General features: G+C 43.2%; 22 protein-coding genes. 21 read left to right on the plus strand and 1 reads right to left on the minus strand.

What is annotated here, in order from left to right; genetic code table 11:
* Window positions 1-6: 6 nt before the first annotated feature.
* The 14 genes from BMZ95_RS04015 (at window position 7) to flgL (ending at window position 11,964) form a co-directional block, all read left to right on the plus strand.
* Entirely contained in the window at window positions 7-531 is a 525-nt protein-coding gene (locus BMZ95_RS04015) for a chemotaxis protein CheW (protein ID WP_052750366.1), read from the plus strand.
* Window positions 524-1,018: a chemotaxis protein CheD gene (locus BMZ95_RS04020; protein ID WP_014073978.1), complete on the plus strand. Its 495-nt coding sequence runs from the start codon at window positions 524-526 to the stop codon at window positions 1,016-1,018. The genes BMZ95_RS04015 and BMZ95_RS04020 overlap by 8 nt, the downstream gene beginning before the upstream one ends.
* Window positions 1,019-1,034: 16 nt before the next feature.
* Window positions 1,035-2,075 (plus strand): protein-glutamate methylesterase/protein-glutamine glutaminase, encoded by a 1,041-nt coding sequence (locus BMZ95_RS04025; RefSeq protein WP_014073977.1) that lies wholly within the window; start codon window positions 1,035-1,037, stop codon window positions 2,073-2,075.
* Window positions 2,076-2,080: 5 nt separating this feature from the next.
* Window positions 2,081-2,851 carry a CheR family methyltransferase gene (locus tag BMZ95_RS04030; RefSeq protein WP_046922497.1) on the plus strand — a complete coding sequence of 257 codons (771 nt, stop codon included), beginning with the start codon at window positions 2,081-2,083 and terminating at the stop codon, window positions 2,849-2,851.
* 26 nt (window positions 2,852-2,877) lie between these two features.
* A complete protein-coding gene (locus BMZ95_RS04035) occupies window positions 2,878-4,929 on the plus strand; it encodes a chemotaxis protein CheA (RefSeq protein ID WP_046922496.1) in 2,052 nt (683 codons plus the stop codon).
* Window positions 4,930-4,940: 11 nt separating this feature from the next.
* The gene (locus tag BMZ95_RS04040; protein ID WP_046922495.1) at window positions 4,941-5,540 is read left to right on the plus strand and encodes a chemotaxis protein CheC; all 600 of its coding nucleotides are present in this window, start codon (window positions 4,941-4,943) and stop codon (window positions 5,538-5,540) included.
* 15 nt (window positions 5,541-5,555) lie between these two features.
* Entirely contained in the window at window positions 5,556-5,918 is a 363-nt protein-coding gene (locus tag BMZ95_RS04045; protein ID WP_014073973.1) for a response regulator, read from the plus strand.
* Between the two features lie 18 nt (window positions 5,919-5,936).
* Window positions 5,937-6,362 (plus strand): chemotaxis protein CheW, encoded by a 426-nt coding sequence (locus BMZ95_RS04050; protein ID WP_003691832.1) that lies wholly within the window; start codon window positions 5,937-5,939, stop codon window positions 6,360-6,362.
* A 58-nt stretch (window positions 6,363-6,420) separates the two neighbouring features.
* Entirely contained in the window at window positions 6,421-7,431 is a 1,011-nt protein-coding gene (gene fliM, locus BMZ95_RS04055) for a flagellar motor switch protein FliM (protein WP_014073972.1), read from the plus strand.
* Window positions 7,428-8,660, plus strand: coding sequence for a flagellar motor switch phosphatase FliY (gene fliY / locus BMZ95_RS04060; RefSeq protein WP_046922494.1), 1,233 nt, complete (start codon window positions 7,428-7,430; stop codon window positions 8,658-8,660). Before fliM ends, fliY begins: the two co-directional genes overlap by 4 nt.
* A 169-nt stretch (window positions 8,661-8,829) precedes the next feature.
* The gene (flgM, locus tag BMZ95_RS04065) at window positions 8,830-9,117 is read left to right on the plus strand and encodes a flagellar biosynthesis anti-sigma factor FlgM (protein WP_014073970.1); all 288 of its coding nucleotides are present in this window, start codon (window positions 8,830-8,832) and stop codon (window positions 9,115-9,117) included.
* 2 nt (window positions 9,118-9,119) lie between these two features.
* Entirely contained in the window at window positions 9,120-9,479 is a 360-nt protein-coding gene (locus BMZ95_RS04070) for a flagellar motor switch protein (protein ID WP_046922493.1), read from the plus strand.
* Window positions 9,480-9,493: 14 nt separating this feature from the next.
* Window positions 9,494-11,038 (plus strand): flagellar hook-associated protein FlgK, encoded by a 1,545-nt coding sequence (gene flgK, locus BMZ95_RS04075; RefSeq protein ID WP_046922492.1) that lies wholly within the window; start codon window positions 9,494-9,496, stop codon window positions 11,036-11,038.
* A gap of 5 nt (window positions 11,039-11,043) precedes the next feature.
* Window positions 11,044-11,964 carry a flagellar hook-associated protein FlgL gene (flgL, locus tag BMZ95_RS04080; RefSeq protein WP_046922491.1) on the plus strand — a complete coding sequence of 307 codons (921 nt, stop codon included), beginning with the start codon at window positions 11,044-11,046 and terminating at the stop codon, window positions 11,962-11,964.
* 43 nt (window positions 11,965-12,007) lie between these two features.
* Here the strand turns inward: flgL and BMZ95_RS04085 are convergent, their stop codons facing one another.
* The gene (locus BMZ95_RS04085; protein ID WP_046922490.1) at window positions 12,008-12,805 is read right to left on the minus strand and encodes a hypothetical protein; all 798 of its coding nucleotides are present in this window, start codon (window positions 12,803-12,805) and stop codon (window positions 12,008-12,010) included.
* Between the two features lie 291 nt (window positions 12,806-13,096).
* On the opposite strand from BMZ95_RS04085, the gene BMZ95_RS04090 reads away from it, so the two are divergent.
* The 7 genes from BMZ95_RS04090 (at window position 13,097) to BMZ95_RS04120 (ending at window position 19,869) form a co-directional block, all read left to right on the plus strand.
* On the plus strand, window positions 13,097-13,642 hold the full coding sequence (locus tag BMZ95_RS04090; RefSeq protein WP_046922489.1) for a sigma-70 RNA polymerase sigma factor region 4 domain-containing protein: 546 nt from the start codon (window positions 13,097-13,099) through the stop codon (window positions 13,640-13,642).
* A gap of 112 nt (window positions 13,643-13,754) precedes the next feature.
* Complete coding sequence (locus BMZ95_RS04095) at window positions 13,755-14,138, plus strand: hypothetical protein (protein ID WP_046922488.1); 384 nt, start codon at window positions 13,755-13,757, stop codon at window positions 14,136-14,138.
* Between the two features lie 169 nt (window positions 14,139-14,307).
* Window positions 14,308-15,144 carry a flagellin N-terminal helical domain-containing protein gene (locus tag BMZ95_RS04100; RefSeq protein ID WP_056990407.1) on the plus strand — a complete coding sequence of 279 codons (837 nt, stop codon included), beginning with the start codon at window positions 14,308-14,310 and terminating at the stop codon, window positions 15,142-15,144.
* 86 nt (window positions 15,145-15,230) lie between these two features.
* Window positions 15,231-17,414 carry a glycosyltransferase gene (locus tag BMZ95_RS04105; RefSeq protein ID WP_225354919.1) on the plus strand — a complete coding sequence of 728 codons (2,184 nt, stop codon included), beginning with the start codon at window positions 15,231-15,233 and terminating at the stop codon, window positions 17,412-17,414.
* A 164-nt stretch (window positions 17,415-17,578) separates the two neighbouring features.
* The gene (locus tag BMZ95_RS04110) at window positions 17,579-18,037 is read left to right on the plus strand and encodes a flagellar protein FlaG (protein WP_143454950.1); all 459 of its coding nucleotides are present in this window, start codon (window positions 17,579-17,581) and stop codon (window positions 18,035-18,037) included.
* 8 nt (window positions 18,038-18,045) lie between these two features.
* Entirely contained in the window at window positions 18,046-19,515 is a 1,470-nt protein-coding gene (gene fliD, locus BMZ95_RS04115; protein ID WP_225354918.1) for a flagellar filament capping protein FliD, read from the plus strand.
* Window positions 19,516-19,536: 21 nt separating this feature from the next.
* The gene (locus tag BMZ95_RS04120; protein ID WP_046922369.1) at window positions 19,537-19,869 is read left to right on the plus strand and encodes a hypothetical protein; all 333 of its coding nucleotides are present in this window, start codon (window positions 19,537-19,539) and stop codon (window positions 19,867-19,869) included.

Here is a 19,869-nt window from a genome sequence, read left to right on the forward strand (position 1 = left end):
TAAACGATGAAAGGGATTGGCGGCAAAATGGAACAATATGTAGTATTTAAAAGTCATGATCAGCTTTTCGGATTGCCTGTAACTATTGTTCGTCGTGTTGTTGAGACAAACAAATTCATTCCGCTTCCGGAAGTTGCAGATTATGTTTTGGGCGTTTACGAATATGAAGAACAAATGCTTCCGATTATTGATCTGGGACGCAAGCTTTTCAACGATTTTACGGAACAGACGCAAGAGGCCAAGGTCATCTTGTGCAACTGGAAAGAACAAGCGCTTGGAATCTACGTTGAAAAGATTGTCGGAATCGTTTATCTCGAAACGAATGATAATGAAAAAGAACTTGAAAAGGCAAAATTAAAGCGGGGCTATGTCGGCAAGTTCCTCAAGATGAAAGACGACGTCGTCATTTCACTTGAACTTGATTATTTATTCGATAACAAGGAAGCTGATGGACTTGTGGAGTCACTTGATGATTTGGAAGCTGATCAGGCTTTGAAATCCAGTGATTCTGAGGACGGGGAAAATGAGTAGCGACGATATCAGGGTCGGAATTGCCGATTACAAAATCGGACAGGCTCCGCATCGCATCATGACGGTCGGGCTTGGTTCCTGCATCGGAACAATCATCTATGATGAAAAAAGCAAAGTCGGCGGATTGAGCCACATCATGCTGCCGGATAGCAAGCCGTTTTCTGCCAAGTCTGACGTCAATCCGGCCAAATTTGCCGATACGGCAATTCCCTTGATGTATCAGCAGCTAAAAAGAAGGGTGCCAAACGGACGTTTTAAGGCAAAAGTCGTTGGCGGAGCAAATATGTTTTCTTTCAAATCCGCAACGTCAGGAACCGGCAATATCGGACAGCGAAATGCCGAAGCCGTCATGGAGGTTTTAAAGGAACTGCGTATTCCGGTCGTGGCATCGCATACAGGAGGAAATTCGGGGAGGACGATGATTGTTGACCTCGATGACTTCACCTGCATGGTGAGGATCGTGCATCAAGATGTGATTTATATTTAGAAGGGAAGATACCTCGTTGATAAGAGTATTAATAGTTGATGATTCAGCTTTCATGCGCAAAGTAATCACTGACCTTTTGAAAAAGATGAATGGCGTTGAACCGGCTGATATCGCCAGAAACGGCAAGGCTGCGGTTGATTACTTGGCAGCCCACGATGACATCGATCTTGTGCTGATGGACATTGAAATGCCAATCATGAATGGTATCGAAGCCTTAAAACAAATCAAGCAGAAATACTCAACTCCGGTTATTATGCTTAGCGCATTGAGCAACAAGGAAATTACGATCGAAGCTTTGGAACTTGGTGCAACGGATTTCGTAACGAAGCCCGTTAACCTGACTGCAATCGAAAGAGATTGGACGCGAGATCTGGAAAGAAAGATCAAAGGCTCGCAGATGAAAAAAAACGAGCGTCTTCATCCGACGATTGAACGAGACAAAAAACTTCGTCGGGAAGTTGCGCTCAAAGAAAAGAAGACGGATGTGGAACTCAACCGCGGAGTCCATGCTTTGGTGATTGGTTCTTCAACCGGCGGGCCAAGATCGCTTTTGACTGTGGCAAAGGCTTTGCCGAGAAAATCCAAGGTTCCGATTTTTATTGTTCAGCACATGCCGAAAGGATTTACGAAATCATTTGCTGAAAGGCTCGATGCCGAATGCGGACCGCACGTCGTTGAAGCACAGGATGGAATGATGGTCGAGCCGAATACGGTTTATCTGGCTCCTGGCGACTATCATATGACGACGGACGGCATCAAGATTTACTTGAATCAGGAACCAAAGCTTCACGGAACCAGACCTGCAGTCGACTATCTGTTCAAAAGCGCAGCTAAGGCTTATCACAAGTATTTGGTCGCGGTCATCTTGACCGGCATGGGCCATGACGGTGCTGACGGAATGGTCGAGATTGCTAAAAACGGTGGTTATAATTTTGCGCAAAACAAAGAAACGTGCGTCGTCTTCGGAATGCCGAGGGCCGCAATTGAAAAAGACGTCGTAAACGAAGTCCTCGGACTAGATGAGATTGCAACTAAAGTAAATCGGATTGTTAGGTGATCAAGATGGCAATGAACTTTGATTTTTTCAACAAATGGGTGCAGGATAATTTGGGCATTCGTTTGGAAGCATATAAGGAACGTCAAATGCAGCGTCGAATCGGAAATATTATGCAGACGACGGGAGCCAAGACTTTGGAAGAATATGCGAAGATTCTTTCAAAAGACAGCAAGGCTCGCGAAGAGTTTATCGAGCATTTGACAATCAATGTGACTGAATTCTACAGAAACAAAGACATTTTCGACGAGTTCGAAGACGTTTTGAACAAAATTGTGGTAAAGAATACGTCAAGACCAAAGATTTGGAGCGCAGCCTGCTCTACCGGGGCTGAACCGTACACGCTCGCAATGATTCTTGACAAAAACAAAATCAACGGTTCGATCGTCGCAACGGATATCGACAAGGTTATCCTGGACAAGGCGAAAAGCGGAAGATATTCTTTGCACGAGCTTAAGAACGTTTCAAAAACAGATATCAGCAATTATTTTTCAAAAAAAGAAGATGGCGATTACGAAGTAAAGCCTGGTTTGAAACAAAAAATTACTTTCAAACGACACGATTTGCTGAAGGATCGCTACGAAAGTCGCTGCGACGTGATTGTGTGTCGGAACGTGACAATCTACTTCAAGCCTGATGCCCGTGACGAAGTTTATCAAAATTTTGCTGATGCGCTCAACAAGGGCGGAATTTTCTTCACCGGTGCAACGGAAACGATTAATAATCCCGAACAGTTTGGATTGAAGAAAGTTGCTTCATTCATCTATCAAAAGGCATAAGCTGAAGAGAAGGAGGAAAAAAATTCATGGCTGATGACAACAGTGTTTATCGCGATCTCTTCTTTGAAGAAAGTGATGATAATTTACAAACATTAAATGACAGTATTCTTGAACTTGAACAGGAACCGGACAACATTGACCTGATCAACAGCATCTTCCGCGTTGCACATACCTTAAAAGGCATGTCCGCAACGATGGGATATGACGTTATGACCAAACTTACGCATAAAATGGAAGACATGCTCGACCTTTTCAAAACTGGCAAAATGAAGGTCAACACGGATCATATCTCGCTTGTTTTCAAGTGCTTGGACAAGTTGCAGGAACTTGTTGACGATTTGCGCGACGATAAAGAGCTTGAAGAAAGCCAAATTACGGATCTTTGGAACGAGCTTGACCGCGTCGAGTCATCTGCGGGCGCAGGCGAACCCGAAGCCGAATCACCTGCTCCGGTTGAGAAACATGACGAAGGAGCCTTGTCAACGAAATTCGAATATTATGACGATGCCGATACGGACGTTGTCAATGGTGCCAAAGCCGATGGGATGAACGTTTATGCGATCGCGATCCGTCTCGACAAGGATACGATGCTCAAAGGTCCGCGCGTGTTCCTGATTACGGAACATCTCGAAAAAGACGGCGAGATCATCAGGACGGAACCTTCAGCTGACTTGCTTGAAGACGGAGATTTCGATACTGATTTCAGAATGATTTATCTGACCAAGGACAGCGTTGACGACGTCAAGCATATCATCGAATCAAATACGGAAATCGACAGCTATATCGTTGAGGAATTCAAGGAACCCGCTGCTGAAGAAGAAAAAGCCGAAGAAAAGTCTGAAACAGAAGAAAAGAAGGCAGAAGCAAAACCTGCCGAAGAAAAGAAGCCGGCTGCAGGGAAGCCTGCAGCCAAAACTCAGGCAACGGCGCACAAGGCCAAGAATCAGATGATTCGTGTCGATCTGACAAGGCTTGACCGTTTCCTGAACCTCGTTTCAGAAATCGTGGTCTACCGCAATCAACTGGAAGATGCAACGAACCGCGAAAGCATCGACGAGATTCGCGATTCCCTGGAACAGGTTTCACGACTGACTTCAGAACTGCAGGATCTTGTGCTGAAGATCCGCATGCAACAAGTCAGCGTCGTCTTCTCTCGTTTCCCGCGCATGGTGCGCGACTTGTCCAACCAGTTGAACAAGGAAATGAAGCTTGAAATCATCGGTGAAGAAACGGAATTGGACAAGACGGTCGTTTCTGAACTTTCAGAACCGTTGATTCACTTGCTAAGGAATTCAGCGGATCACGGCATTGAAGATCCTGAAACAAGAAAGAAGCTCGGCAAGCCTGAAGTCGGGACGATTACCCTTGCAGCTTATCAAGAAGGCAACAAGGTTTTGATCACGCTGTCTGACGATGGCAAGGGATTGAAACCTGAAATCATCAAGGCAAGTGCTGAAAAGAAGGGCATCGATACGACGGGAATGACCGATCGCGAGATTCAGATGCTTGTCTTCCACCCGGGATTCTCGACTGCCAAGAAGATTACGAACATTTCAGGACGCGGTGTTGGTCTTGATGCCGTTCAGGCAAAGATTGCTGAACTTGGCGGATCCATCGAAATGGACAGCAAAGTTGATGTCGGAACGACATTTATCATAAAATTACCATTAACTTTATCAATTATTCAAGCTTTAATGGTACAAATTGGTAAGGAGAGTTTTGCGATTCCGCTAGATGTTGTTGAACGAGTTGTAATGGTTCGCGAAAAAGACATCATGCAAACCTCCAATCAAGAAGTATGCAAGTTCCAGGAAGGCTTGATTCCGATCATCAGAACGGACAAGCTGCTTCAGGTGCCGTCTTCTTCATCCGACAAGAAGTATGCGATCATCGTCAAGATCGGCAAGCAATACTACGGCGTGCTGGTTGACAAAATGATCGGACAGCAAGAAATCGTGATCAAAAAGATCGATCCGATGCTTCAAAAGATCAAGAAGTATCAGGGCGCAACGATTCTTGGAAACGGCTCAATTGCTTTGATTCTTGACGTAAATGCAATTTGCAACAGTCGACAGTAAGGGGCATTGCCATGGATAAGAGATACACTGATTTAGAACTTGACGGACTGAAAGAAATCATGAATATCGGCGGCGGAAATGCTGCAACGAGCATTTCGCAAATGGTGAACAGCAAAATCGACATGAAGGTTCCGAGCGTGGAAATTTTGTCATACGGAGATTTATACAAGCGCGTGATAGCCGATGATGTCGAAGTGCATGCGATTTTAAGCCGATTCGTGGGCGATTTTGAAGGAGCATTGTTGTTCGTGCTTTCTGACGTTGCAGCAGACAAGCTTGCCGGACTGATGATGGGAAGCGATGTCGAAGGAGTTTCTAGAGAAGTCAAGGCTTCAGCCGTAAGCGAACTGACGAACATCGTGGCAAACTCGTTTCTTCGGGCAATCGGGACGATGCTTAACATCCAGCTGATTACTTCGTTGCCTGCAACCTCATATGATTATTTCGGTGCCGTAATTTCAAGCGCATATATGGCGTTGGATCAGTATGACGAGCAGGTGATGGTAATCAGAAACGAGTTCTTGTATATGGATGACAAGTTGGATGCATCGTTGTTTTTGATACCTGAAGTCGGCATGCTTGACAGAATGTTTAAGTCATTAGGAATTTGAGAGGAGATAACTACAGTGGCAAAAAGAATTTTAATCGTAGACGACGCGGTCTTCATGCGTATGAAATTGAAGGACATTTTGGAAAAGAACGGCTATGAAGTAGCCGGCGAAGCACAAAACGGTCAAGAAGCTTTTGACAAGTATCAAGCTGAAAAGCCGGATCTTGTCACGATGGACATCACGATGCCTGAAGTTGACGGACTTCAAGCTTTGAAGATGATCAAGCAGGCAGATGCCAACGCCAAAGTCGTTATGTGCAGTGCCATGGGTCAGCAAGGTATGGTTATGGATGCAATCAAGTCCGGTGCCGTTGACTTCATCGTTAAGCCGTTCGATACGGAACGCGTTATCCAGGCCTTGGACAAAGCACTTTCTTAATAATTTGGAGATGATATTATGCAGATGATCATGTTCAAAATGAGCGATGAGTATTATCTGATTTCAGCTAAGTCGGTTGAAGAAATCATCGATACGGTTCCGATTACATACGTTCCGCTTGCTCCGAACTGGGTCAAGGGGTTGATCAACCTTCGTGGCAACGTGATGACCGTAATCGGATTATCCGAGCTGATCGGGATTCCTTCTCCTGAAAAATGCATGAACATCCTCATTATGAAAAATGAAGAAAATGAAGAAGAGCGAAAAGGACTTCTGATCGAAGAAGTCAGCGAAGTCGTCGACATCAACGAAGAAGACATCGAGCTTCCGCCTGAGAAGTCGGATCAGACGTCTTACGTCGGAGTCGTTTCGTTCGAAGACAAGGTTGCCAATGTCGTCAACGTTTCAAAAATGATTTTTGAAGAAAACACGGCAAAGGCATAAAAACAGTCAGCAGTTAGTTGTTTGATCAGGAATTTAAATCGGAAAAGGAAGGATACATGTGGATCAGGTACTGTCGCAAGAAGAAATCGACGCTCTTCTCAACGCAATGAACACCGGTGAGATCAGCGAAGATACAATCGAAGAGGAAAAAAACGATGCGCCTAAAGTCAGAGAATACGACTTCAGACGCCCAACGCGCCTTTCAAAAGAATATATCAATACCTTGCACATGATCTTCGAGGACTTTTCCAAGATGACCGGTAATGTATTGTCAACTCAGCTCAGGACGAATGTGTCCGTTGATCTGGCCGCAATCGAACAAATCAGCTACGACGAATTCATGCATTCGATTCCAAGAGTGACCTTGCTTGGGATGTTCCACTCCGAGCCTTTAAAAGGTACGCAGCTGTTGGAAATTAATCCCCAGTTATGCAGCTTGATGGTTGAACTTTTATGCGGGGGACTCGACGTCAGGACGCAGCATCCGGACGAAAAGATTCCTTCGCTTGAATCGTTTTCGGATATTGATTTGGCATTGATGCGTGAACTGTTCAAGGAAATTGTGAATGTTTACAAGACGTCATGGAAAGATATCGTTGAGCTCAATTCGAAGTTTGACACGATCGATACGAATCCGCAGCTTTCACAGGCAATGTCGCCAAATGAACCAGTCGTGTTAGTAACCTTTACAGTCAAGGTGTTTGAAATCAGCACTTTCATCAACTTATGCATTCCATATGTCTTCTTTGAAGGTATTTTGGACAAATTAAGTATCCGTAATTGGTTTGATTCCAGCAAAGACGACAATGAAGATGATTCACTTGAAATCAAACGCGGATTGAACAACGTCGAGATGGTGATCGAGACGAAACTTGGCGATGCGCAAATGAGTTTTGCGGACTTCTTGAACTTGGAAGCAGGGGATGTCATTCGACTGGATAAGAAGACGACTTCACCGCTGGAAACTTATATTGAAGGTGAACCATTCTTTTATGTCAAGCCAGGTCAAAAGGATGGACAGTTGGCAATCGAATTACTGGATAAGATGGAAGGAGAAGAAGATCAATGAGCGACGGTTTATCACAAGCAGAAATTGATGCATTGATGAATGGCGGTTCAGCCGCAGCAGAAGATGACAGCAAAGAAGAAAAAGTAGAAGAAAAGACGGAAGAACAATCTGAAGCAGAGATTGAAAAAGAAGCCGTGGAAGATGCAGCGCTTGACGTTGACGATGAGATCATCGCCGGCATGGACGAACAGGCTCGAATGGACCTGATTGGAGAAGTCGGCAACATCTCGATGTCGCAGGCGGCAACGACACTTTCTTCGATTCTTAATCACCGCGTTTCGATTACGACGCCAAGAGTAACGAAAATCAGATTCGCTTCTTTGATGGAAGGAATCAAAACGCCTAAGGTCGCAACGACGGTTGAATATAAGGAAGGCGTGATCGGGACGAACCTGATGCTTTTACAGGTCAGGGATGCTTCGATCATTGCCGACTTGATGATGGGCGGTCCCGGAAATGCCAAAGATGATGCCGAATTCGGGGATCTGGAATTAAGCGCCGTTGCCGAAGCCATGAACCAGATGATTGGTTCTGCTTCAACTTCCATGGCAACGATGATCAATCGCAAGGTCGATATTTTGCCGCCAACGGTCAAACTTTGGGGAGAACCGGACAACATCAGCTATGACGGCATCAATCCCGACAGCATCGTCTATCGAATTTCGTTCAATCTGGACGTTGAAGGACTGATTGAAAGTGAAATCATGCAGATTTTCACGAAGAAAATGGTCAACGATATTGCGGCCGCAATGATGGCCGACAAGGCAACGGTCGTTAACGATCGCGAGGTTCCTGCAGAAGAGCAGAAGGCACCGGTCGCACCGCAGCTTGAAACGGCACCGGCTGCTGCTCCGACCCCGCAAGCTCAGCCTCAGCCGGCACCACAGCCGGCACCGCAACCGAAGCAGCCGCCTGTTGAAGTCAGTCAGCCTTCGTTCCAAACGCTCGATGGTCATGCACAGGGCGAAGGCGACAATCTTGACCTGTTGATGGATATTCCGCTTAACTTGAGCGTCGTGCTCGGAACAAGCAAGAAGTCCGTGCGTGAGATTCTCAGTTTCAACACCGGTTCGGTTATCGAACTTGAGAAACTGACCGATGAGCCGCTTGATATTTTGCTCAACGGCAAATTGATCGCTCAAGGCGAAGTCGTCGTCATCAATGACAACTTTGGCGTTCGCATCACGAATATTTTGTCACAGAGCCAAAGAATCAATAACATGCGCTAAATAAAAAAGGAGCCTGTCAGCGGCTTCTTTTTTATTTAAGGATTTTATTTCGCTTTGCCTCCCCCAAAAATTCATTATTTTGAAAAAATCGAATTTTGAGGTTTAACTTTTTTTCTACCTGTCGATATAATATATTGAGCAGAAAAATCGTTTAAGGAGGCGAACTTCCATGAAGATCCAAAGAAGTTATACAGAATATACGAACTTACCAACCGTTAAGGGTTCTAAGAATGTTGCCAAGCAAAGTCAAGCAATCAATGCTTCAAATGACAAGATCAATCTTTCATACACGGCAAAGAAGCTTCTTTGCCGTGCTGAAGTCCAGTCTTCTCATTCAGGCATCGATACCGACAAGGTTGCGCGTTTGAAGGCCGCTATTAACGACGGCTCATACCAAGTATCAGCTGAAAAGATTGCTGATAAAATGCTTGATGCCGTCGATGAAGAGAGGGCATAAACATGAACGAGGCCGAATTTCAACGCAATTTAACGAGATTCAAAGCTGTTTTGAAGCGCGAAAAGCGCTATCTGATTAAAAATGACGGTGAAAAGGTGACCGAAACGGTTTCTCAAAAAGAGAAGTTCATTCCGATTTTTGAAAACTATGACGGTCCCGTTTCTGATAAAACAAAAGCAATGATTGATGAGATTCAGGAATTGCAATCAGTCAACCTGATGCTGACGAATCAAGCAATTGCTTTTCAAAAGACATTGATGGATGCGATTCAAGCCAATCTGAAACAGCCAAGCGGAACGTATTCGAAGTACAATCAGATGCCAAGGGAAAGTTCGGTGTCTCTGGTTGATCAGCAGGCTTAAGAGGAGGAGAAAACATGTCAGGTTTATTTGGCACATTGGGCACGGCCACGAGCGGCATCACTGCCAATCAGGTTGCCCTTCAGACAACTGCACATAATATTGCGAACACGAATACGGATGGCTATTCAAGACAACGTGTCCACATGACGACGAAGCCTCCATACGTGATTGCGGGAACCGGAACAATCGGAACGGGCGTTAACGTTACCGGCGTGGAACGCGTGGTTGACGATTTCGTTCGTTCTCAGATTCGTGAAGCAAATTCTAAATATACTTACAATACGCAAAAATCAGACACGCTCGGTCAGTTGGAAGATATTTTGCATGAACCGTCAGACGACGGCGTGATCAAGGCACTCAACACTTTGACCGACAGTTGGCAAAAATTGGCAGAAAACCCTGAACTTGGGACTTCCAAGACTTTGGTCGTTGAAAATGCCAACTCGTTTGCTGATTCGATTCACCAAATGGCAACGCAGATTAATCAGCTGCACAAGGATTCGATTTCGAATCTGCAAAAATCAGTGCTTGATTTCAATGAAAAGATTGATCAATTGGCAGACATCAACAAGAAAGTGTTCACGTTGACGTCTCGTGGCGAAACGCCAAACGATTTGCTTGATCAGCGCGATACTCTGTTGAAGGATATTTCCGGTCTCGTCAACATCAATACCGAATTTGACGAATACGGACGCACGACGCTTTCCGTTGACGGTCAAACGATTCTTGACTTCAAGAATGAAACGCACAACACTCTCAGCGTCATTGTCGGAACTGATGCCAACGGCAATGCGCTCGTTTCCGATCGTGGCGATTCATCAAAGGCAAACGTTGCTTTGGGTCGTCAGGCCGAAGTCGGCACGGTCATGCTGACGAAGAAAGATGATGTTGGCAACACGGCTTATTCCGAAATCAAGACGTCAGAAGGCGACATGGGCGGCTATCAGGAATCTGCCAAGGAAATCCTTGAACACATGGATGAATTGAACGACTTCATCGCAAAAATCGGCAAGGTCACCAACATGGTCATGACCGGCGGACAAAACAAGCTTGACGGATTCTTCACGTTGGGAAATGATCCTTCAAGATATGCGCTTGACTTCAAGGTCAACGATGCTATTGCGAAGGATCCTTCAAAGATTCCGGCCGGAAAGGCGCTTGACGGCACGGGCAGTGCCGGCGACGGCTCCAGAGCGTTGGCCGTTTCCTGGGCAATGAAGACGAAGTTCAAGACACCGGTCAGGGATGCCGATCTTGATGCTTACAACGAATCAACGATGAAATTTAAAGAAAGCCAGGACGGTCAGACGTTTGCCGAAACGTTCAACAATATCGTGACGAAAAACGGGATCTCAAAGCAAAAGGCAGACAACATGGCTGCTGCACAGAAGGTTGTCCTGAACAACCTGGAAAACAAGAATGAATCAATGTCAGGCGTCAACATCAACGAAGAAATGTCCGACGTGATCAAGTTCCAACAAGGCTTCCAGGCAAATACCAGAGTGCTGAGCGTAATTGCAGAAATGCTCGATACACTTGTCAACAAGACGGGGGTGTGATTTAGATGCGAATTTCGACTAACATGGTTAATGCCGATTTCTTGAATAATCTGGCAACAACAACAAACAAGGTTCAAAGTACGATGAATCAGCTGGCAAGTCTGAAGGAAGTCAACAAGGCTTCCGACAATCCGTTGCTTGTTTCGAAGATTCTTGACTTGAACGTGTCTATTTCACAAAACAGTTCATACGCAACGACGATCAGCGATGCCAAGGACTGGACGACGACTCAGGACGGTGCTTTGCAGCTGGTTGAGAGGTCGATGAACAACATCCGCAACATTATCGTTGCCGTCAACAACTCGGGGACTTTGACCGATGCCGAATTTAAGGCATACAGATCTGAGCTTCAGCAGGAGATCGGCACGGTCGTCGACGCAATGAACACTAATTACGACGGTCGCTACATCTTTGGCGGATCGAAGACGACGGAACCGCCGTTTGAAATTACTAAGGATGCAAACGGCGAAGTCAACGGCTTGAAGTATAACGGTGATGAAACCAATCTTGCGCGTGAAATTTCCAACGGCGTTTCGATTAACCTGCTGACTAACGGCAATTCGGTCATGAACGCCCAAGGTGCCGGAAAAGATTTGGGAACGTTCTTTAACGAACTCGTTGCCGACTTTGACAAGCATGACGAAGCAGCAATTGCAGACTTGTCGAAGAAGCTCGGCGAAGTCGACGTGTTCAAGAACAACATCGTCAACTACAATACTCGCATCGGGGCTATCGAAAAACGGATCGATGCGGCCAAAGATCGCAATGACAGCGAGAAGATAACGCTGAAGAACACGTTGTCGACGCGCCAGGACATTGATATTGCGCAAAAGTACATGGAATATCAAAACCAGATGCTTGCTTACAAGTCAACGCTTGCGATGGGCACGAAGATCATGCAGACGACGGTACTTGATTATATGTAAGAAAAAACTTGGGACTCAAACGAGTTCCAAGTTTTTTTCATTTCTACGAATTAAGCTTATCGTACCTGCTGCTGATTCCGTTCATGACGTCAGCAAACAGTATCTCAGTGATTTCTTCTTCATTAAAAAGCATTTTTAAAATCGAATCCGTCAAAAGCTTGCGTGCGCTTTGCTTGAGCGCGGCAATCGGAGTATCATCTTCGTTAAATTCCGTTTGGCAAAATTTCTCATAGATTTCAATCGTTTTGTTCAAATTAAACGCGTTCAAAACTTCACCGATGACCTGGTGTTCTTTTTCATAGATATATCTGCAGTTTTTCTTGTTTTCAAAGTACATTTTCGGTGACGTTGGCAAGAGATAGCATGTTTGACTGTCGCAAAACGTGACGGCCATCGTTTTTTCACCGGAACGCAGGTCTAGTTTGACCTTGTTCAGCATGATCCAGTTCGTTGAATGACGATACGTTCCGCCAAGCGGCATAAGCTCAATTTCCCCCCACACGTAGCTCAAAGGAGCGATGCGCTTTTTTTGCTTAAGCCCAAGGCAGGCACGGTCGACGAAAAGCCCGATTCCTTGCGCTTCGATCAATTCGTTGATCAGGCGCTTGGTCTGTTTTTGAGTAACGATCACGCGGTCAGCTTCAACGAGCATGGCATTGATCCTGGCAAATTCAGGGTATTCATCCTCGTTTGGCCTGAAGTTCAGAATCAGATTGGTTTTGCAAATATCGATCTTTGCTTCTCTTTCAAACACGGCATGTCGCATCAAATGCTTGAAGCCGTCTTTTGAAAAATCAACTACCTGACAACAAGCGCAGTTTGATTCCTGTTTTTTGTTCATATAATTCCCCCAGTAACAGTTAAATTTTGGCGTTCTTTTGGAAAAGAACAAGTTCAGTTTAAAATGTAATTTAAATTAAATCAAGTTTTTTCTTTATTTTAACATAAATGTAATATTAGTTTTTGGCGCGTTTCAAACAAAGTGAACTAAAGGCCTCTTTTTAACACGAATGACAACCGTTTTCGGTTAAAAACAGCTTGTTTAAAAAAATGCGCCAAAATGAGATTACAGGTTTATTCAGATCAAAGAGTCCCTTAAAATAACAACTATCTTGAAAAACGGGGGATGTTTATGGGAGAACATGAAGAAGAAGCAGTCGAATATATGAAAGAAAAAAATCATGAAGGGATGATTTACGGAATCATCAAGCGCTTCGGCATAAGCAGGTATTCAAGCAGTTATGATGATTACGTCGTGTTGGGGATGATTTTGTTCGTCAAAGGCTACGTCGAATTAATGAACAGGGATCCTGACGCAGAAGAAAACAGGATTAACGCATATTTGTATCAAAAGATAAAATGGGGGATTTTAGACGAATTGAGAAGAAAGAAGCGTGAAGAAGAACACAGAACGGATGTCGTCGATGAAACGTCCAATGATTATTTTGCCAAGCTTCCTGACAATGACGTTGATGCTGAAACACTGGTCACCATCAGGGATCAGTTAAGCGAACTGTTCAGAAGATGCAACGATTTTGAACGCGAATATCTTGAATATAAATTGAAAGGATACACCGAAATGGAGATTTCGCGGCATCTGAAACAGACGCACACCAAAGTTTATCGTGCGCGCAACAACATCAGACGGATGGCTTGTGAAATATTTGATAAAAAATAGAATGAAATGTGAAAAAATACTGGAATTTTTTAATTAAGTTATGTAAAATATTAGATGAGCAGCGATGGGGGTCTCTGCTCGATAATCATCAAAAGGAAATGAGGTCAAAGGTATGAAAACGGGTACAAAAGTTAAGGAGAGCGTTCTGGCGCAAGCATGCGATTTATGCTTCGGGCGTTATTACTTCATCTCGCAGCCAGCCGTTTCAATCTTCGGAGCGGAACGGGAAGATGCTGCTTTCTTCTCCGTAATTGCAGATAATAAGGAAAACTTCAATTATCGCTTGGTCGAAGAATACGATGAAGAAAAGCGTCTCAGTCGTCTGGACATTGTTTTGACTGCTGGCGACAGCCAACCTGTTGTCTTGGATCTGCTCCGCGAATCCGGGATTGAAAATCCGAACGCCTCATCTTTCGAATATAAGATGCTTATGAAAGAATCCTCTTTAATCATGCGCTGGTTCAGACGTCGGTTCAAGCGTGAAGCTTCGTTTTGATCAGGCATGAATGTTATTAACTGATTACGCTAAAGCTGCCGTCCGTTTTGGACGGCGTTTTTTTTTTTTTTTGCGAAAAATTTTAAGAAACAGCTTAAAAGATCTGAGATGCTGACGATATATAATCATGTAATCAGTTAATGATACAAAAGAAATGGAGGAATTTAACATGCGTATTAACACAAACGTCGCAGCTATGAACACATACAGCCGTTTGACAGCTGCAAATACCGCAAAATCAAACTCATTGGCAAAACTTTCATCAGGTTTGCGTATCAACAAGGCCGGCGATGACGCTGCAGGTTTGGCAATTTCAGAAAAGATGAAGTCACAAATCGGTGGTTTGACACAGGCAAAGCGCAATGCCCAAGACGGCATCTCTTTGGTACAAACAGCCGAAGGTGCTTTGAACGAAACTCACAGCATTCTTGGACGTATGCGTGATTTGGTAGTTCAAGGCGCAAACGATACGTTGACAGCAACAGATCGTGGTTCCATCAACAAGGAATTAAAGGCTCTTCATCAAGAACTTACTCGTATTGCTAATACAACTGAATTCAACACGAAGAACTTGTTGGGTAAAGCAAACAATGCATTCACATTCCAAATTGGTGCAAATGAAAATCAAACGTTGACGGTTACAATTGGTGCGATGGATGGTACGACGTTGCTTGGATCGACAGATGCAACGTTCCAAATCAATGCCGATGCTACAAATGTTCGTATGGCAGGTGGCATGATCAGCAAGATTGATAAAGCTATCGCAACTGTTTCAGATCAACGTGCCGATCTTGGTGCCGTTCAAAACCGTTTGGAACATACGATCAACAACCTGACGGCAACGAACGAAAACTTGGCAGATGCCAACTCACGTATCCGTGACGTTGACATGGCTGAAGAAATGATGACGTTCACGAAGAGCAACATTCTTTCTCAAGCTGCAACATCAATGCTTGCGCAAGCAAACGCAATGCCAAACTCAGTTTTGAGCTTGCTTCAAGGCTAAAATTGAAGATAACTTGAAATAACTTAGAAAAAGCTGGTATCCTCCTTTAAGGATGCCGGCTTTTTTTCGATACAGTAAAAGAAGAGGTGATTAGTTTGGAGACATGGGTTGAAGAATTACCTAAGAAAAAGTTCTTTTCCAGAGTAAATACGACAGAATGTCTGGTAACGATTTCGATGCTGGTTTCGAACCGAATCGATACGGTTGAAAAGTGCTTTGAATCGTTCAGACCATTGTTGGAACAAATTCCAAGTGAGTTTATTGCTGTTGATACCGTAGGTGATGAAAAATCAGACGGATCAATTGACGTTGCAAGAAAATATGCCGATAAGATAGTTCATTTTGAATGGTGTGACGACTTTGCGGTGGCAAGAAATGCCGGCCTTAAGGAAGCACGTGGAAAGTGGCTGATATATCTGGATGATGATGAATGGTTTGATGATGCAGGTCCGCTGATCGATTTTTTCTCCAAACCAGAGCTTTACGAAAATTATGATCGCATTTCAATGATGGAACATAGTTATACTTCTGCATCCCAAATTGATTATGTCAGCAATAAATTCTCAAGAATCAGTGCAATAGTTCCAGGGTCTAAATTCGTTGATCCAGTTCATGAGCTGTTAAAGGGGATTGTCTACAGAAACGAATATTATCTCAAAGAAACGTTTGTGCATCACGTCGGCTATATCGGAAAGCTAAGCAATAAGAAAGCCAAACGCAATCAGCAAATTATGAATAAAGAGCTTGAAAAAAATCCTGGGAACTTCCATCTGTGGCTTCAACAAATAGCTGGTGCAGGTGATGATGAAAAAGAAATGCTTAAATTTTCAGAAAGGGCTATTTCTACTCTAAAAAGCCGTGAGCTTGATGATTGGAATATTACTGATTGGATCGAAATTTTTCTTTACAGAATGCGTGGATATGCTCGTCTAAAAATGTGGTCTGATCTAGATGTTAATGTGGATGTGTTTTTGGAACATGTTAAGAATCCCTTTTTCAGAGGGGTAGCAGCTAAATTTGAACTCAGTCGAGATTTAAATGAAATCGGCATTGAAAAAGCAAGCAAATGGATTCACATTTACTTTGATGCGGTTGAGTATTGCGAGAAAAATAACCGAAATTCGGAAGAAATATCCTATTTCTTTGGCCATGATATCAGCAAGGATACAATGTATGATGCTGTCGAGATGTATTTTAATCTTTGTTCAAAAGAAAGTCAGGATGCGTATGAAGAAATCAAGAAGATGATTCTGGATGTTCCTTGGAATATTTTTGATGAAAAAAGGAGCAATGTTTTAGCTTCAAGTTTGAAATATGCGATTAATGAGGAAGATAATGCAATTGTAGAATTTTTGAGTGAAAATTTCGTGACTGACGGAATCTTAAGTGATGAATTTGTAAAACAACTTGATCGAATCGATATCGGAATTGAATCCGATACTGCTCAAGAGAAATTTGATCAGATGATTGAGATGATAGATGCCAAAAGCGACTCTCTTTGGATTAAGCAGCATGCCAGAAAAGAAGTTTCAGATGATGAATTGAAGAACTCATTGTGCGATGGAATAACATTCAAGTATCCGAATGAAGATCTTATCAGAATTTGCGTTGAAAACGGACATTCCCCACAAAGGTATGTTGAAAATGTTTCATTTGAAGATGTTTCAAAATCGGTCAGTGCAATTGTCACGAAAGAATCGATGCATCTTGATGGAATTCCTGGATTTGCATCAAGGATCGAATCCGTTTGGGAAAGTACAGTGCAAAGAAACTATCTGTTGGCTAATCTTAGAAAACGTTATATTTTTCAAGAATCAATGGCTTTGTCCAAAGTTATGGACGAAAGCGAGAAATATTGCCAAAATATGCTTGAATACGCTAACAATATTTATTTGCCCGAACTTTGTGACTCCGCATCAGAATTGCTGCCATCGGAAGTAAGATTTGCCATTTTATTTGGAAAGGCATTGAAACTTAAGAAAGATAATCATTTGAAAGAATGCTTGACGTATCTTCAGGAAGCTCTTGAAGTTTTCAAATATTCCGAATCTTTGATTAAGCGGATAATTCAATCAATTGAACTCGAGCAAAGAAAGCGTGTAGCGGTAAATAATGAAATGGCAAGACTTGGCAATCAGGTCAAATCACAGATCGTAGCATTGATTTCCCAAGGTCAAAATGAAGTTGCAGCTGGCTTATTGAATGAATTGAAACAAATAACTCCGGAAGATCCTGACTTGGCAACGCTTGAAAAATTATGTCAGTCATAAATCACAATTATGTAAACTTTCCTCGCTTGTTTTTTGGCGTTTTTGTGAAAATTTAAAAAATCAAGCATTAAAAATCCCTCATGTTTTGTCGATATAAAAGAGTGGTAAAAGGATTCGGAGTCGTGTCCAGCACTGCTCAGGTTATGTTGAAAGAGGGTAAGAATATGAACTTAGATGGAACGCAAGGAATTCAGCCGCTTCAACCAATGTCCGGGGTTGATCGTGTTCAAAAAATAAATACCAACGTCTATAATCCTGCTGAGAATTCAATCAAAACGAATGTCAGTCGCGATCAAGAACATTTGAACGGCTATGAAACATCCAAGCAGAAACAACAAGCCAAAAACGTTCAGTCAGATAGTTCTGATGATATGAATCTGGATGAGGAAATGGACTTGTTCAAGGAACAAATCAGCGAAGAACTTGAGAAAATGAATGACAGATTGACGAATAAAAATATCAATCTGGAATTCAAGATGCATCAAAGAACGCATCGAATTTACGTTGAAATGGTAGATAAGACAACTAAAAAAGTCATCAAGGAAATTCCTTCCAAAAAGATGCTTGACATGATCGGCAGAATTTGGGATGAAATGGGAATTGCAATAGATAAGAAAGGATAGTGAATATCATGAGCAGCATTACGACTTCTACAACGGCAGGATCCATCAGTTCTTCAAGCTATATGGGTCAATATACCGGGATTACTTCTGATACAATTGATCAATTGCTTCAATCAGACGAACTCAGAAAGACCGTTATTCAAAACAAGATTGACAAGATTAATACCAAGTCTCAAGCATGGACCGACATCAGTACGCGTTTAAGCAATTTAACAAGCAAGCTTGATGTTTTGCAGGATGAAGCTACTTATCAAACGAAAAAGGTCACTTCAAGCGATGATACGATAGCAACTATTTCAGGAACTTCAGATTCAATGGAAGGTTCATACGACCTTGTTGTTAAGCAGCTTGCAACTGCAAGTAAAATTACGGGCGACGTTGTTTCAAAGGCAGACGGGACGACTAAAATTTCGACTAAAGATGCGTTAGGTTATAGCGGCAAGCTGACGATTACGAATGCGTCAGCCGACGGAAGCGAATCTAAGACGATTGAATTAGATATTAAAGCTACGGATTCTTTAAAAGACATCGCAAATGCCATCAATAATGCCAAGGATCCTTCAGACAAGGAAGGAACAAAGAGTGCCGGGCTCAAGGCTACGATTGTCAACAACCAGCTTGTCGTCACATCGGAGGAGATGGGTGACAGGAAATTGACAATCGGCGGTGACCTCAAGGACAAGCTAGGATTCGCTGATAATGTCGTGAAGAGGACGAAGGGACAGAGTGCAGAGTTCACGCTGGATGGCATTGACATGACAAGAAACAGCAACAGTCCGACTGACGTTGTCGATGGTGTTACGCTTAATTTCAAAAAAGCTGATGCCTCTAAAACGATTACGCTTGGTTTGACGAATGATACGGATAAGGAATTATCTGCCGTCAAAGATTTCGTCAGCCAGTATAACAGCGTTATGAGTTTTCTTAGCGAGAAGATGGACGTTGGCGATCCTTCCAAATCTGACAATACGACTGGTGCTTTGGCCGGGGATTCAACTTTGATTTCGCTTCAATCGAAGCTGCAAAGCATGGTTCTAGGCGGTAAGTCAGTCAATGGCGTCAGTGCATCAACGCTTGGACTGAGCGTTGATCGAAACGGAACGTTATCGCTTGACGAAACGAAGTTTAAAGCACAGCTTGCAAAAGATCCTAATTCGGTTAAAGACTTCTTCTTCAAGGATACTTCTGATAAATATTCCACAGAAAAGACAGGGACAGGTTATACGGCTGATTTCAAAGCAGTAATTGATCAGTATACTTCAACCAAGTCAGGCAGCGAAGGCGTCATTTCTTTGCGCAAGTCATCGTATCAAAGTGAAATCAAGGACTACAACAAGCAGATTGAACGAATAACGGAACAGATTGCAACAAAGCGTGCACGCTACGTCACGATGTTTACCAATCTGGATGCAGCAATCGGAAACTTGCAGTCGCAATTTTCTTACTTCCAGTCTCAAAACTCATCAAGAAATAGTTAGTCAGTCAGAGGGTGTTGATTTATGGCGGATAAAAAAGAAACGATGGCTTTTCTTCAAGCAGTCCTTGACAATCTTGAAGAATGCGACAAAAAGCTTTCTTCAATTGAAGATGTTATTCAAAAGAATGCAAAACTTCTTGAGAGAAGAGAAGCGCTTGATTTTTCTGCATTAAGTTCCGACGAAGCTCAATTAGTTGACAAAATTAATGCCAAATATCAGGAATTAATGATTTGGACTGAAGATCAAAAAGTTGACGTATCGCGTGAAATCGGAAGATTGACTCAAGCAGAACAGTTGGCAAAAGGTTACGTTGACGATAAAGAACTTTCTTCAAGAATTGAACTTTACTATTAA

Source organism: Ligilactobacillus ruminis DSM 20403 = NBRC 102161 (assembly GCF_900113455.1).
Taxonomy (GTDB): Bacteria; Bacillota; Bacilli; order Lactobacillales; family Lactobacillaceae; genus Ligilactobacillus; species Ligilactobacillus ruminis.